Annotated in this window: 9 protein-coding genes; 5 read left to right on the plus strand and 4 right to left on the minus strand. The window is 67.3% G+C overall.

The features are described 5' to 3' along the window. Positions 1-258 precede the first annotated feature (258 nt). Together CAP_RS19925 and CAP_RS50640 are read left to right on the plus strand one after the other, a co-directional pair. Positions 259-7,707, plus strand: coding sequence for a SpvB/TcaC N-terminal domain-containing protein (locus tag CAP_RS19925; protein ID WP_081865063.1), 7,449 nt, complete (start codon positions 259-261; stop codon positions 7,705-7,707). Then, positions 7,704-8,024: a hypothetical protein gene (locus CAP_RS50640; protein WP_044243430.1), complete on the plus strand. Its 321-nt coding sequence runs from the start codon at positions 7,704-7,706 to the stop codon at positions 8,022-8,024. The genes CAP_RS19925 and CAP_RS50640 overlap by 4 nt, the downstream gene beginning before the upstream one ends. Before the next feature lie 137 nt (positions 8,025-8,161). On the opposite strand, the gene CAP_RS19935 is transcribed toward CAP_RS50640, so the two are convergent. Continuing rightward, positions 8,162-9,064, minus strand: coding sequence for an SDR family oxidoreductase (locus CAP_RS19935; protein ID WP_044243432.1), 903 nt, complete (start codon positions 9,062-9,064; stop codon positions 8,162-8,164). A 76-nt stretch (positions 9,065-9,140) separates the two neighbouring features. Between CAP_RS19935 and CAP_RS19940 the strand changes: the two genes are divergently transcribed. Together CAP_RS19940 and CAP_RS19945 are read left to right on the plus strand one after the other, a co-directional pair. Beyond that, a complete protein-coding gene (locus CAP_RS19940; RefSeq protein ID WP_044243434.1) occupies positions 9,141-10,001 on the plus strand; it encodes a helix-turn-helix transcriptional regulator in 861 nt (286 codons plus the stop codon). Between the two features lie 259 nt (positions 10,002-10,260). Next, positions 10,261-11,619, plus strand: a complete 1,359-nt coding sequence (locus CAP_RS19945) for an amidohydrolase family protein (protein ID WP_156040958.1) — start codon at positions 10,261-10,263, stop codon at positions 11,617-11,619. Between the two features lie 227 nt (positions 11,620-11,846). Here the strand turns inward: CAP_RS19945 and CAP_RS19950 are convergent, their stop codons facing one another. From CAP_RS19950 to CAP_RS19955, 3 genes are all read right to left on the minus strand, one after another. Then, complete coding sequence (locus tag CAP_RS19950) at positions 11,847-12,254, minus strand: YccF domain-containing protein (protein ID WP_231511574.1); 408 nt, start codon at positions 12,252-12,254, stop codon at positions 11,847-11,849. A 67-nt stretch (positions 12,255-12,321) separates the two neighbouring features. After that, the gene (locus CAP_RS50645) at positions 12,322-12,771 is read right to left on the minus strand and encodes an NHL repeat-containing protein (RefSeq protein WP_156040959.1); all 450 of its coding nucleotides are present in this window, start codon (positions 12,769-12,771) and stop codon (positions 12,322-12,324) included. 1,136 nt (positions 12,772-13,907) lie between these two features. Then, positions 13,908-14,456: a dihydrofolate reductase family protein gene (locus CAP_RS19955; RefSeq protein ID WP_044243436.1), complete on the minus strand. Its 549-nt coding sequence runs from the start codon at positions 14,454-14,456 to the stop codon at positions 13,908-13,910. A gap of 107 nt (positions 14,457-14,563) precedes the next feature. Here CAP_RS19955 and CAP_RS50650 point away from each other — a divergent pair, with 107 nt between their 5' ends. Next, entirely contained in the window at positions 14,564-15,031 is a 468-nt protein-coding gene (locus tag CAP_RS50650; protein ID WP_156040960.1) for a hypothetical protein, read from the plus strand. Positions 15,032-15,037 lie beyond the last annotated feature (6 nt).

Below are 15,037 nucleotides of genomic sequence, written 5' to 3' on the forward strand. Positions count from 1 at the left end.
GCCCCGGCCCCTCCGGGCGCCATCCCAGCGACTATCAGCTCAGGACGCCATCCCAGCGACGCTCGGGTGCGGGCGGTCTGGGAGGGCCGCCATGCGCACCACCGTTCAACGGCATTGTGACAGCAATGCCCACATTGATCTGCCTCCGAGACCTGCTGCAGCACTGCCATTGAGAAGTGAGGCGTCACCATTACCTATTCCAGCGTGATCGCCTGATGGTGCGCACCCGGTGCAGCAGACATTAAAGAGAGGCCACTCATGAACGACGACCGAAGCTCCCGCAGGCTTCCTGCCGGCGCGGCGTCCAGCGTCCCCTCGGCGCTCACGACCCCTGCCCAGGCTCCTGGTGGCTTCTCGCCCGTCAAGGCGCCAGCGCCCTCGTTGCCCATGGGCGGCGGCGCAATTCGTGGCCTGGGAGAGGCATTCCGCGTTGCCCCGGCCACCGGCACTGGCAGCTTGGATGTCCCCCTCCCGCTCACTCCGGGGCGGCAGGGATTCGGCCCTTCGCTCTCGCTCGTGTACGACTCCGGCTCCGGCAATGGCCCTTTCGGCCTCGGATGGCAGCTCGCCGTCCCGGCGATCACCCGCAAGACTGACAAGGGCGTCCCCCAGTACGACGACGCGGGCGAATCGGACATCTTCCTGCTCTCCGGCTTCGAGGAGCTGGTCCCTGGCCTGAACACCAGCGGTACCCTGGACGAGACGCTCCGCGAGGGCTACGACGTGCGCCGCTACCGGCCACGTCTTGAAGGCGCCTACGCCCGCATCGAGCGCTGGCGCAGCCGCAGCTCGGGTGAGGTCCACTGGCGGGTCACCACGCGCGACAACGTGACCCACACGTACGGAGCGTCCAGCGAGGCACAGATCGCCGATCCAGGCGGCCCCAGTGGCCCCGGCCTGCCTCGACGCACCCATTCCTGGCTCCTTGAGCGCAGCCAGGATGATCGGGGCAATGTCATCCTCTACCGCTACGTCGAGGAGGACCTCGCCAGTGTCCCGCCGACTCTCTACGAAGATGCGCGCCGTCGGGGCCTCGCGCCCTTCACCAACCGCTACCTGAAGCGCGTGCTCTACGGCAACACCGTCCCCGGCGACACCAGCGGCGAGGACTGCATGCTCGAAGTCGTCCTCGACTACGGCGAGCACGACCCGGCGCATCCCACGCCTGACTCCGCCCCTGGCCGTCCCTGGCACGCGCGCCTCGATCCCTTCTCGCAGTACCGCGCCGGCTTCGAGGTACGCACCCACCGCCTGTGTCAGCGCGTGCTGATGTTCCACTGGTTCGAGGAACTCGGCCCCGAGGCCACCACCGGGCTCGACCCCGTCCGCGTCCCAGCGCGGAGCGTGGTGCCGACCTTGGTCCGCTCCGTGGACCTCGCCTACGACGAGAACCCCTCACTCAGCCGGCTCCTCTCGGCCACCCACAAAGGATACCTGCGCCCTGCGGGCAGCACCGGCGCCTACACGGTCAAGGCCTTCCCTCCCGTGGAGTTTGGCTACACCAAGGCCGCAGCCCCAGGGCAGATGAAGCAGCTCGACCCCGACACGGCCGAGATCCTCTCCAGCCGCATGGTCGAGGGCCACCAGTGGGTCGACCTCGAAGGCGAGGGCCTCCCCGGCGTCCTCTCCGAGCAGAGCGGCGCCCTGGTTTACCAGCGCAACGAGGGCGGGGGTCACTTCGCCCCGCCCCGACGCCTCCGCGACCGCCCGGTGATCGCGGCGGGTGTCTCCCCTCAGATCCTCGACCTCGGCGGCGACGGACAGCGCAACCTCGTGCAGTTCGCACCCCCCGTCGCGGGCTACCACGCGCGCACCGAGGACGACGGCTGGGGCCCCTTCGTCCCCTTCGCCTCGCAGCCAAACATCGACTGGAACGACCCCAACCTCCGCTTCATCGACCTCAACGGCGATGGCCTCGACGATCTTCTGCTCGTCGGCGCCACGAGCTACACCTGGTATCCCTCGCTGGGCAAGCGCGGCTTCGGCCCGGCGCGCTTCTTCCCGCGCGGACGCGATGACGCCCGCGGGCCGACGGCGGTCTTCGCCGACCCGCGCCACACCGTGTTCCTCGCCGACATGAGCGGTGACGGCCTGACCGACCTGGTGCGCATCGACAACGGAAGCGTGAGCTACTGGCCCAACCTCGGCCACGGCAAGTTCGGGGCGAAGGTGGTGATGACGAACGCGCCCCGCTTCGCCTCGTCGACCCAGTTCGACGCGCGCCGCATCCGCCTCGGCGACATCGACGGCTCCGGCACCACCGACGTCATCTACGTGGGCGGCGAGGGCGGCGTGCGGGTCTGGTTCAACCAGGCCGGCAACGGCTGGAGCGAGGAGCAACCGCTCGGCGTGTACCCCGACGCCAATGCGCGCGTGGACCTGGTCGACGTGCTCGGCAGCGGCACCGCGTGCCTGGTGTGGCACTCGCCACGGAGCCGCGCGGTCCACTACCTGGATCTGTGCGGCGGCCAGAAGCCGCACCTGCTGGAGCGCATGGTCAACAACCTGGGCCTGGAGCGGCGCATGGCCTACGCGCCCTCGACGCAGTTCTATCTGGCCGACCGTAAGGCCGGGAAGCCGTGGGTGACGCGGCTGCCCTTCCCCGTGCACGTGGTGACGCGGGTGGAGAGCTACGACCACCTGAGCCGGGTGCGGTTCGTCTCGGAGTACCGCTACCACCACGGCTACTTTGACGGCAAGGAGCGGGAGTTTCGCGGCTTCGGCCTGGTGGAGCAAGTCGACACCGAGGCGTTCTCGGCGGCGCGCGGGAAGGGGCTGTTCCCGGAAGTGACGCCGGTGAACGGCGAGCTGCCGCAGCCGCCGGTGCTGACGAAGACGTGGCTGCACACCGGGGCCTGGCGCGGGCACGCGGCGATCAGCCGGCAGTACGAGAAAGAATACTTCTCGGGAGACGCTCGGCCTGGGCTTGGTAAGGCCGGGGCTGGGATCGATGAAGCCGGAACTGGACTTGAGGGGAGCGCGGAAGAGCCGCGGTTGCCGGACACGATCTTGCCGGAGGAGCTGACCGTCGACGAGATGGGACAAGCCTGCCGGGCGCTGCGCGGCTGGACGCTGCGCCAGGAGGTGTACGCGCTCGACGGCTCGCCCGAGGCGGCGATCCCGTACTCGGTGGTGGAGAGCAGCCACGCCGTGCGCATGGAGCAGCCCGCGCGAGGCAAGACCCCGGGCGTCTTCCTGGTCTCCCAGCGGGAGGCGATCTCCCTGTATTACGAGCGGCACCTCGATGCGCAAGACAGGCTTGATCCGCGCGTGACGCACGCCTTCACGCTCCAGGTCGACGCGTACGGTGTCGCGACGAAGAGCGTGGCGGTAGCCTACCCGAGGCGACACGGCACGAGCGCGGTAGCCGCGCAGAACGCGCTGCACGTGACGCTGACCGAGGTCGAGGTCGTGCACCTCGCGGGTGCTGCAGAGGGCTACCGGCTGGGGATCCCGACGGCCACGCGCACCTACGAGCTTCACGGGCTCACGGCCCCCGCGCGCGTCTACGCCTTCGAGGAAATGGCGGCGGCCGTCGCCGAGGCGAGCGGGAAAGCCGCGCGCCCCTACGAAGACTGGCCTCCCGCCGCTGGAGCCCCGCTACCCACAGCCCCCGAGCGGCGCCTCCTCGAAGACGTGCGCGTGCGCTACCAGGACAGCACCAACCTGCCGGCGCCCCTCGCCATGGGACAGGCCGACCTGCGCGCGCTCCCTCACGAGAGCTACCAGCTCGCGCTCACCCAGGGCCAGCTCGACACCACCTTCAACGACGCCCAGACGCGCGTCACCTCGGCCATCCTCCTTGAAGGCGGCTACATGCAGCTCCCGGGCGAATCAGGGTGGTGGATCCCCTCCGGCCGCCAGCGCTTCGACGCAGGGCGCTTCTTCCTCCCCACCTCGGTCGTCGACCCCTGGGGCGCTACCAGCACTGTCGCGTACGACCCCTACCACCTGCTGGTGGAGCGCACCGAGGACGCGCTGGGCAACGCCGTCAGCGTCACCAACGACTACCGGGTGATGTCCCCCGTCGCGATCACCGACCCCAACGGCAACCGCAGCGCCGTGCGCCTCGATGCGCTCGGGATGGTGGTCGCCACTGCGGTGATGGGCAAGGCGGGAGGCCAGGAGGGCGACACCCTAGACGACCCCACCACCACCCTGGAGAGCGATCTCTTCCGCTTCATGAATGCCGGCAAGCCTAGCGTCATCCACGCCCGCGCCCGCGAGACCCACGGCGACCCGGTCACCCGCTGGCAGGAGAGCTACGCCTACTCTGACGGCTCCGGCCGCGAGCTGATGCGCAAGGTCCAGGCCGAGCCCATCCTCACCCTGGTCCTCGACGAGGACGGCCAGCCCGTGCTCGCTCCCGACGGCACCCCGGAGCTGGCCGCGAACCCGCGCTGGGTCGGCACCGGCCGCACCATCGTCGACAACAAGGGCAACCCCATCAAGCAGTACGAGCCCTACTTCAGCAGCACCTCCGAGTACGAGGACGACGAGGCGCTCGTGCACTGGGGCGTGACCCCTGTCCTCCGCTACGACCCTCTGGGACGGCTCGTGCGCACCGACTTCCCCGACGGCACCTGCGCGCGCGTGGAGTTCACGCCCTGGTCGCAGACCTCCTGGGACGCGAGCGACACCGTGCTCGACGAGGACAATCTCTGGTTCGCCGCTCGCCAGCCTGGTGCCTCCCCCGCCCCCAGCCTCGCCGACCAGCGCGCCGCCGCTCTGGCCGCTGCCCATGCTGGCACGCCTTCCGTGGTGCATGTCGACCCGCTCGGGCGCGCCGTGGTGAGCGTCGCCGATCTGGGAGGCGACACCAGGCTCCTCACCACGACCACGCTCGACCTCGAGGGGAACCCGCGCGTCATCACCGACGCCCGCGGCAACGACTGCATGGTCCACACCTTCGCCGTGGCCGGCCGCAAGATCCACCAGGACAGCATCGACGGCGGCATCCGCTGGATGCTCCCTGATGTGCTCGGAAATCCGCTGCGTGGATGGGACAGCCGCGGCCACACCCTGCGGACCAAGTACGACGTGCTCCGGAGACCGATCGAGCTGTGGGTGCAGCAGGGCACCAACCCGGAGGTGCTCGCCGAGCGCACTGTCCACGGCGAGAGCGTCCCTAATGCCGCCTCCCTCAACCTGCGCGGCAAGATCTACCAGCAGTATGATGGCGCCGGGCTCGTCACCAGCACCGGCTTCGACTTCAAGGGCAACCCCCTTGGCAGCACCCGCACCCTGGCGGTCGACTACCAGAACCAGCTCGACTGGGCCGCGACCCCGGCCCCCGCTCTGCAGACGGAGACCTTCACCAGCAGCACGGCCTACGACGCCCTCAACCGGCCCATCAGCACCACCAAGCCCGACCAGAGCGAGACCCGGCCGACCTACAACGAGGCCGGCCTGCTCGAAGCCGTCGACGTCCGGCTGCGCGGCGCCTCCACCTGGACCTCCTTCGTCGTCGCCATCAACTACAACGCCAAGGGCCAGCGCGAGCGCATCGCCTACGGCAACGGCGTCGTCACCGAGTACACCTACGACCCGCTCACCTTCCGCCTCACCCGCCTCAAGTCGATGCGCATCGCGGACAGCGCGATCCTGCAAGACCTCCGCTACACCTACGATCCCGTCGGCAACATCGTCCTCATCGAGGACAAGGCCCAGCAGAGCCTCTACCACAACGGTCAGCTCGTCGAGCCGGTCTCCAGGTATGAGTACGACGCGCTCTATCGCCTCACCCGTGCCGAAGGCCGCGAGCACGCCGGCCACAACGCCGACGTCCAGCAGGACGCCGAAGGCTTCCCGCTGGTGCAGGCCCCGCACCCCAATGATCCGCAAGCGCTCCGCGCCTACGCGGAATCGTACGAATACGACGAGGTTGGCAACATCCTCACCATGGCGCACCAGGCCGTCGGCGGCGGGTGGACGCGCCATTACGAGATTGACGAAGACAGAAACTGGCTACTCTCTACGAGCCTTCCGGGTGACCTGCCGTCAGCGCCTTACTCGGCACACTATATGTACGATGCTCACGGGAACGTGACCTCGATGCCGCACTTGGCGAGCATTGTCTGGGACTTCAAGGACCAGCAGCGCGAGGTCGACCTCGGTGGCGGCGGGACCGCGTACTACGTGTACGACGCCGCCGGGCAGCGTGTCCGGAAGATCTGGGAACACAGCGGGCTTAAGGAGGAGCGGATCTATGCTGATGAGTACGAGGTCTACCGCCGGAGAGAAGGGCTGAACGCGGATCTCGTCCTGGAGCGAGAGACACTTCATCTCATGGACGATGCGCGGCGAATCGCGATGGTGGAGACGAAGACGGTGGACGCTTTCACGCCAGTGTCGTCTCCCCGGAGTGGCGTCCGCTATCAGCTCGAGAACCATCTCGGCTCTGCCGGTATGGAGCTCGACGGGGCAGGGCTGGTCATTTCCTATGAGGAGTACCACCCGTACGGGACGACGGCCTACTGGGCGTCGCCTGGCGGAGTAGAGGTGAGCCTCAAACGGTATCGCTACACGAGAAAGGAGCGTGACGAGGGTACCGGGCTTTACTATCACGGCGCCAGGTACTACGCCTGCTGGCTCGGAAGGTGGACATCCGCGGACCCGGCGGGAGTGGAGTATGGCCCGAACCTCTACGAGTACGTGAGGGGTAATCCGGTCAGGCTCCATGATCCGAGCGGAATGGCCCCTGAGGACGACGTCCCTGATTACGGGCTCGCGTTCATGCAGCGGCTGGTCGTCATGCAAGCGGTGGAGCTGGGGATCACGCCTCCAACAGCCGAGGCGCAAAAGGCCCAGCAGGTGGCCCAGCGCAAGGTGCGGGCACAGGAAGCGCCGTCACGCACCACGGCCCCCGTGGGGCTCCATGCGCTCCGACAGATGGCACCAAGCACCCAGAACAGCGTTTTTGTTCAGGGGATGCACATGACGGGAGCCATCCACGGAACCACGGCGGTAGGGTTCGGTGGGGCTGTGGTTGGCGCTGTCGGAGCTGGCGCGGCGGCGACACTCGCCCCGGCTGCAGGTGCCGCTGCAACGGTGGAGGGCATGGGTGGGGTCGCTGCAATCAGCGCTGGCGTAGCGCGGGTCAGTGCTGGCATAGCGCGGGCCAAAGCTACCGTGGCGCAGGCCGGTGCTACGGCAGCTGCGGTGGCTGCGAAGTACCAGCAGCAGATTGGTCAGTTCCTCGACGATGCATTGGAAGGAGCTCAGCAGGGCTTGAACCCGGCGGAAGCGGTAGCTGGAGCCGGTGCCGGGAAAATCCTTGAGGGGACGCTGAAGGGACGGGTGGGTCGCGTTCTGAACGAGGTCGAGGACTCGCTGTCTCTGATGGTCGGGCGAGGATCCGGTGGGGCTTCAAGAGCTACGGCCAAGGGGCAAGCGCTTACCACGGGAGAGGTTGCGGGGGCCGCAACTGAAGTACTCCCGCGCTCTGGCCCGATAGGGCACAGCATCGGCGCCATGTCGCGAGCGGAGCAGCTTGCGCGGAAGCTCAAACTCAACGTGAACAGCCCGACGAGCAGACAGGTGCTGAACAGCCTCGATGACACCGTTGCCAATTTTGTAGGCCAGTTTCGCAAGGGCAGCATCAAAGAGGTACTTCCGAGCGAAGTGATGAACATGACTGTCGAGGAGGCACTGACGTATAACTCGACTGTTAGAAAACTGCTCGTAGACGGGAGGTTTGTGAAATGAGCGTCGAGAAGGATGACAGCGTTCTGGTGCTGTTGAACCGTCTGGACCTGCCGAAGCGTGGATGGGTGGTCCGAGACCACTGGGCAGGAGACCTTTGCGCGATCGGAATAGCTTCGACGCGTGACGAGCGCCGTCTCGTGTATGTGTCGACATTCGCCAAGGATCACGGCAAATTCGATTTTGAATGCGAATTGCCAGATGGTCCAGAGGCCGAGCAATACACCGTAGCGCGGCGTGGTGAGGATGTTGATTTTGAAACGCTCGTGGACGTCCTCTCTGCTCACCTCGATGACTCAGCTTCGCGCTCGGGTGCGTAGGGTTCGGAGAGGCATTCGGGCTCGTTGGACAGCAATCCAGCGCTCGATCGAACCCCAGAGATCACCTCAGTTGATCGGCTCTTCTGACAGATCTGTGGGTGTGTAGGCGGGTCTAGCGATAGATCCGGGCACGGGAGCTATGTGTGGGTCAGGAAATACCCGTTCTCGCGCATGTCCGTGAGGAGCCCTGGCCCCTCCGGGCGCCACCCCAGCGACGCGCGGGTGCGGGCGCTCGTGGTCGGATTGTCGACCGCCGCGAACTTCGCCAGCCAGGTGAAATGCGCGGCCGCCTCCTCCGCGGCGACGCTGCGCACCGGCACCCCGACCCCCGCGCCGATGACCTCCGCGATCGCCCGCATCGCCACCCCCTCCTCGGCCACCCCATGCAGCCGCGTCCCTGGCGCTGCCTTCTCGACCGCCAGCCGGAACAGCCGCGCCGCATCGCCCCGGTGCACCGCCGGCCAGCGGTTCGCCCCGTCGCCGACGAAGCCGGAGAAGCCCGTGCGGCGCGCGATCTCGATCAGCGTCGGCACGAACCCGTGGTCCCCCGCCCCGTGCACCGACGGCGGCAACCGCACCACGCTGGCCCGCACCCCGCGCCCTGCCGCTTCCAGCACCACCTGCTCCGACGCGCCGCGCTGGCCGAGCGTGTGTCCCCTCTCGGGCGCGTCCTCTTCCGTGCCCGTGCGCCCAGGCGTGAGCAGCGCAGTCCCCGACGTCACCACCAGCGCCTTGCCCGATCCCTCCAGCGCCCCGGCCAGCGCCTCGATCGCCTTCCGGTCCGTCTCCACGGCGGCCGCATAGGCCGAGAAGTCGTGGATGAACGCCAGGTGAATCACCCCCTCGCACGCCCGCGCGCCCGCAGCGAGGCTCTCCACGTCCGACAGATCGCCCCGATGCGCCGCGGCCCCCGACCGCGCCAGCGCCTCCGCCGCCGCGTCGTTGCGCGCCAGCCCCAGCACCTCGTGCCCCGCTCCCAGCAACTCCCGCACGACCGCCGTCCCGATGAACCCCGTCGCTCCCGTCACGAACACCCGCATGCTGACCTCCTCGCTGTCTTGCGGGAGGGTTATGCTCGGCCAGTCCGGGCTGAAAAAGCCGGGAGCGTATACGGGTATGAAACCTAACCCCCTGCCGGGCCCGACCCTCACCCTGGGTGACTTCCTCCGCGACCGCCGCGCGCGCTTGCAGCCCGAGCCTGCCGCGCCGGGGGCTCCGCGCCGCCGCCGCACCCCGGGCCTCCGCCGCGAGGAGGTCGCCACCCGCGCGGGCGTGAGCGTCACCTGGTACACCTGGCTGGAGCAGGGCCGCGGCGGCCCGCCCTCCGACGACGTCCTCGAGCGCCTCGCCCGCGCCCTCGACCTCGACGCTGCCGGCCGCGAGGTCCTCTTCCTCCTCGCCCAGCAGCGCCCCCCGCCCCTCCAGCCCGCGCCTCTCCCTCCCGTCGCGCCCGTCCTCCAGCGCGTGCTCGACGCCCTCCCGACCAGCCCTGCCTTCGTGAAGACCCCGACCTGGGACATCGTCGCCTGGAACGCCGCTGCCGCCACCGTGCTCACCGACTACGCCGCCCTCCCGACCCGCGAGCGCAACCTCCTCCGCCGCCTCTTCACCGACTTCGCCGACCCTGCCGCGCGCGCCGCGCGCCCCGACTGGGAGACCCATGCCCGCTTCGCCGTCGCCACCTTCCGCATGGACGTCGCCCGCACCGGAGGCTCCCCCGCCGCCACCGCCCTCGCCGCCGAGCTGCAGGCCACCAGCGAAGACTTCCGCCGCTTCTGGGCCGACAACGAGATCTACACCCACGGCATCGGCCTGAAGCGCCTCCGGCACCCCATCGCCGGCCCCCTCACCCTCGAGTACTCGGCCTTCTCCGTCGACGGCAGCAACGGCCTCGACATGATCGTCTTCACCCCGGCCACCCCGGCCGATGCGCGAGCGATCGAGGCGCTGCTCGCGCGCCGCCCTCCCTCCTCCTGAACCAACCCTTGGGTGGCCCCTGCTCCTTGCGCAATTTGCGCCAGAGTGGCTCTCATCGCGCCAGAACAGCCTGTCTTCGCGCGGCGCCGCCTGACATTCCCGCGTTCCTCCCGTGGCATATCGATTGCTCAACTGTCGATCGCTCAACCGTCGATGGCTGGAAGCCTCGATGGCTGAAGCATCCCCGGGTCGCCATGAAGCCGCGCCTCGACAGAACCAGGAGCTTCTCATGTGGAAATCAGCGTTTCGGAACTCCCTGGTGGCCTCCACCATCCTCGCGACCGTTCATTGCGGCTCGGGAAACAATGAGGGCACCCCCGGCGGCACCGGCGGCGGCACCAGCACCAGCACCACCACCGGCACTGACGGCACTGGCGGCACTGGCGGCACCGGCGACACTGGCGGCGACGGCGGCGCGGGCGGCGCGGAATGCACGACCGCCGACAAGGCCATCCGGCTGGGAAAGCTCGTCAACCCCGAGGACGGCTCGGTCATCAACCAGGCCATCGTCGTGATTCACGACGATCGCATCAGCTACGTCGGCGCGGACGAAACGCAGATCCCGTGTGGCGCCAGCATCATCGACTGGTCGGCCTTCACCGGCCTCCCCGGCCTCGTCGACGCCCACGTCCACTTCTCCTACCAGACCGACCAGGAGCCCGGCACGCTCCCCTGGGCCCGCACCACCTGGCTGCACAACAACAACCCCTACAAGCTCGTCGACCTCGCCCGCGGCGCCGCGGTGGCCACCCTCAAGACCGGCGTCACCACCGCCATCGACAAGGGCGCCCGCGACTACGTCATCAACACCCTGCGCGCCGAGATCGCCGCCGGCGAGCTGAATGGCCCGCGCATCTTCACCGCCTACGGCGGCATCTCCAACTACAAGTTCCCGAGCTCGGTCCCTGCCGAGGAGCTGACCGGCTGGGTCCACCTGCAGAAGCTGCGCGGCGCCGATCTCGTCAAGGTCTGGGCCGACAGGTGCTCCGACCAGACCCTCGACTGCGTCCCCACCTTCACCTTCGACGAGCTCAAGCTCCTGGTCGACACCTCCCACCAGGAGGGCTTGCCCATCGCGATCCACGCCTACCACGGCGACACCGCCAAGCTCGCCATCCTCGCCGGCCCCGACTCGGTCGAGCACCCGGAGGGCATCGACGCCGTCGACTGCGGCACCATGATCGACAAGGGCACCATCTACGTGCCGACCATCGATCACAACCGCTACTACAATGACAACCTCGCCTTCTTCGGCTACGCCCCCGAGCTGGAGGCGCAGTTCGACGAGTACATCCAGGAGAACCTCGCCACCGCGACCCAGGCGCATCAACTGGGCGTGCAGATGGCGATGGGCTCCGATGCCGTGTTCACCGGCTTCGGCCAGAACACCCACGAACTCACCTGGCTCGTGCAGGCCGGGATGACCCCCCTCGAAGCCCTCCGCGCCGCCACCCTCCACGGCGCCCAGAGCATGGGCCTCCAGGACGAGATCGGCCGCGTCGCCGTGGGCTACTACGCCGACATCATCGCCGTCGAAGGCGACCCCCTCACCGACGTCAACGTCGTCATCAACAACGTCCGCGAAGTGATGATGGGCGGCCGCGTCGCCGACTTCTGACCAGCCCCGCCTCAGGCCTCACGCCTCAGCCCCCTGCGCTCCACGTGGTCCGCTGAGCCGACCTGTCACGCCGCCATCACACCCTGTCACGCGTGCGTGGCACTGGTCCGGCGCCGTGACAGCTCCCGGGTGCCCCCTCGCCCGTCATCTCCTGACCCGCCCCCCATCGCCTGCCCTCAGGGGCCGGTGCTGCGGCGGTTACGGTGCGCGTGTCCCCCGACCACCCGTCAGACGATCTCCTTGCCGAAGGGCCACAGCGCCAGGATGGCCAGCTTCACGTGCGCCATGGCGAAGGGAATGCCGATGATCGTCACCGCGCAGAGCAGCGCCATCCCGAGGTGCGCGAGCGCGATCTCCCACCCGAACAGGAATAGCCACAGCAGGTTGAAGCACACCCCCAGACACCCGGAACCGAGGCTGTTCTTCCGGTCCACGACGCGACGGTTGAAGGGCAGCAGCGCGTAGAGCCCCACCCGCCAGATCGCGAACGCGAAGGGCAAGCCCACGATGGTGAGCGCCAGGACGGCCCCCGTGATCAGGTAGCCGAGGAAGAACACGAACCCACCCAGCACGACCCAGAGCACGTTGCCGAGGGCCCCCATCACCGTGCGCTCCGTCGGTCGTGCATCGCTCATGGGCGCATCCTGTCTGAACCTTTCCCTGCTGACGAGCACCATCGCGTTGGACAGGGGAATGGAAGCACTACTTCGCCAGACCCATCACCTTTCCTGTCGATCCGGTGAGCCAGTAGATTGCGCTATCATCAACGGTGATGTCGACAGCCTGACCCTGACCAGTGACCAGCATGGTTGGATTGGACAGATTCAGGTTGGCGCGGCCGATAGCTCCGTCAGATGTACGCGACCAGTAGACGTGCTGGCCATCTACCGCGATGCCTCGTGCTAGCGACTGGTTCGAACTCACATATGTCTGCGGCCCACCGGCCTTCGAAACACGACCGACGTAGCCAGGGTTAGCCTCGATTGCCCAGTAGACATCGAGCGCAGAGACCGCGATGCTCGTCGCATTCACCTGACCGGACGCAAGTCCGACAGTTGCCCCCGAAAGCTTGGGCACCTTGGCGACACCACCGCCGTAGTCCGTGAAAAATACGTGAGTGTCGTCGAGAGCTATCCCCCAGGGATAGATCAATCCCGTTGACAGCGGGGCGACAGGGGGTCTCTGTCAGAGCTGAAGTCGACGCATGTGCCGTTGCACGGGGACAAGGTTCCTTCGCACGCAGGATCGCATACACCTTGAATACAGGACTGCCCCGGCGCACAAACATGGCCACACGTCCCACAGTGCTCGAAGCTGCTCTGCATTGAGACGCAGACACCATCGCATTCCGTGGTGCCGCCTGTGCACACGGCTACACAGGAGCCGCCGCTACAGACCTGATCAGGTCCGCACGTTGTGCCACAAGCGCCGCAGTTTGCCGGGTCGAGCGATGTGTATCGACGCAACCAGCACCACAAGAGGAGGTGCCGCCGACACAGCGCATGGCGCAGAGAGCGTTTTCGCAAATCTCGTCGGCCGTACACACGGCTCCACACGAACCGCAGTTCTGTGGGTCGTGCGATGAATCCACGCATCGGCCATCGCACATGAGGAGCGGCGCCGTACATCCTGCCTGGTTGCCGTCGGTGTTCTTGTCACTACCGCTGGCGCACGAGAGTGCCAGGAGGAGCGGGAGTAGGAGAAGGACATCGGGACGCTTCATATTCTTGCTCTGCAATGGCATGTGGGTGGGGTTGGGACTGGCCTCACGATGTTTCGCGATCACCACGAAATAGCGCGTAGGCCGGCCCACAGGGCAGGCGCACCCCATGTTGAGAGCACCAGCCGTGTGCAGATATGTGCACGTCGGGGGCCCCTTCCAGTGCATTGTTTCGGCGAACTCGGGATGCTGCGGACCGATATGGTCTGCGCCCACGCGCCTTGAACCGGCGGGCGGTAACTCACACACCTGCTCCAGACTAACGCCACGCGGATAGGTTACACACGAGGTAGCGTTGTCGTCCATAGTCGTGGACGCGACGCAAGGTTTGCTTGAGGTAGTGCGAGACGCGAGGGCCGTTCCTGCGCTCAGTACCATGCCTGAATACCCCCCCGCTTGTGGTCGCGACGATCGATGACACCCTCGCCCATCATCGATGACACCCCCGCCCATCATAGGGGTGGTGGTCGAGATTGACCCACCGCGGAGTGAGGGGGTCAGGCGGCACTGCCGCAGTCCATCTGCCCAGCGCCACGTTTCCGCGCGTCACATGCGGGGCCGGGCCTGGCTACCGTTTCGGCTCGTACCGCATTGCCACGGCCCCCGAGGGGAGCTCCAGCCGGCTCACGAGCTTCAGGTCGATGTACTTCGAGAGCCCCGCCAACAATGTCGGCCCATGGCCCGCGATCCGGGGATGCACGACGAACTCGTACTCATCGATCAGTCCCAGCTCCGCCAGCGCCTTCGGGAGCGTCACGCCACCCGTCATGATTCCGTTCCCCGGCTGCTGCTTGAGCTGCTCGACGGCCTTTCCCAGGTCCCCGCGCACGAGCTCCGCGTTCCAGTCGACCCGGTCCAGGGTACTCGACACGACGTACTTCTTCTTCGCGCCGATCGTCCTGGCGAAGGGCTCCATCCAGTCCGGCCTCGTTCCCGCAGGCACCGGTGACCGCCACGCTTCCTCCATCATTCCGTAAGTCACCCGGCCAAAGAGGAGGGCATCGGCCCGCTCGATGTTCGCGGTTGCGTGACGGTGTATCTCCTCGCTCGAGACGCCGGCGCGATGGTCGCAGCACCCGTCCAGGGTGACGTTGATGGTGTATCGAAGAGCTTGCATGACGTACTCCCGGAGCGGTGTAGCGCAGGGTTGGGTGCGTCAGGACTCTAGTGCGGCCAGGGTCGAGGTGACCAGTTCCCGGTGAGGGCACAGCGCTTCCTCGACCGGTGGTCAAAATTGACCACTACCTGCCGGCAGTCATCCTTCGCGTGCCAGCAGTCGTCCTTCCCGTGCCGGCAATCATCCTTCCCGTGCCAGCAGTCATCCTTCCCGTGCCGGCAATCATCCTTCCCGTGCCGGCAATCATCCTTCCCGTGCCAGCAGTCATCCTTCGCGTGCCAGCAGTCGTCCTTCCCGTGCCAGCAGTCATCCTTCCCGTGCCGGCAATCATCCTTCCCGTGCCGGCAGTCATCCTTCCCGTGCCAGCAGTCATCCTTCGCGTGCCAGCAGTCGTCCTTCCCGTGCCAGCAGTCATCCTTCGCGTGCCGGCAGTCATCCTTCCCGTGCCAGCAGTCATCCTTCGCGTGCCAGCAGTCATCCTTCTCGTGCCAGCAGTCATCCTTCTCGTGCCAGCAGTCATCCTTCTCGTGCACGTGGTCACCCCTTCACGTGCACGTGGTCACCCCTTCACGTAAACGGAT

Source organism: Chondromyces apiculatus DSM 436 (assembly GCF_000601485.1).
Taxonomy (GTDB): domain Bacteria; phylum Myxococcota_A; class Polyangia; order Polyangiales; family Polyangiaceae; genus Chondromyces; species Chondromyces apiculatus.

Excerpts from the sequence above, each read along its gene's own strand:
- CAP_RS19955 (WP_044243436.1), bottom strand. The coding sequence starts at position 14,456 with ATGCAAGCTCTTCGATACACCATCAACGTCACCCTGGACGGGTGCTGC.
- CAP_RS19925 (WP_081865063.1), top strand. The coding sequence starts at position 259 with ATGAACGACGACCGAAGCTCCCGCAGGCTTCCTGCCGGCGCGGCGTCC.
- CAP_RS19935 (WP_044243432.1), bottom strand. The coding sequence starts at position 9,064 with ATGCGGGTGTTCGTGACGGGAGCGACGGGGTTCATCGGGACGGCGGTC.
- CAP_RS50640 (WP_044243430.1), top strand. The coding sequence starts at position 7,704 with ATGAGCGTCGAGAAGGATGACAGCGTTCTGGTGCTGTTGAACCGTCTG.
- CAP_RS19950 (WP_231511574.1), bottom strand. The coding sequence starts at position 12,254 with ATGAGCGATGCACGACCGACGGAGCGCACGGTGATGGGGGCCCTCGGC.
- CAP_RS19940 (WP_044243434.1), top strand. The coding sequence starts at position 9,141 with ATGAAACCTAACCCCCTGCCGGGCCCGACCCTCACCCTGGGTGACTTC.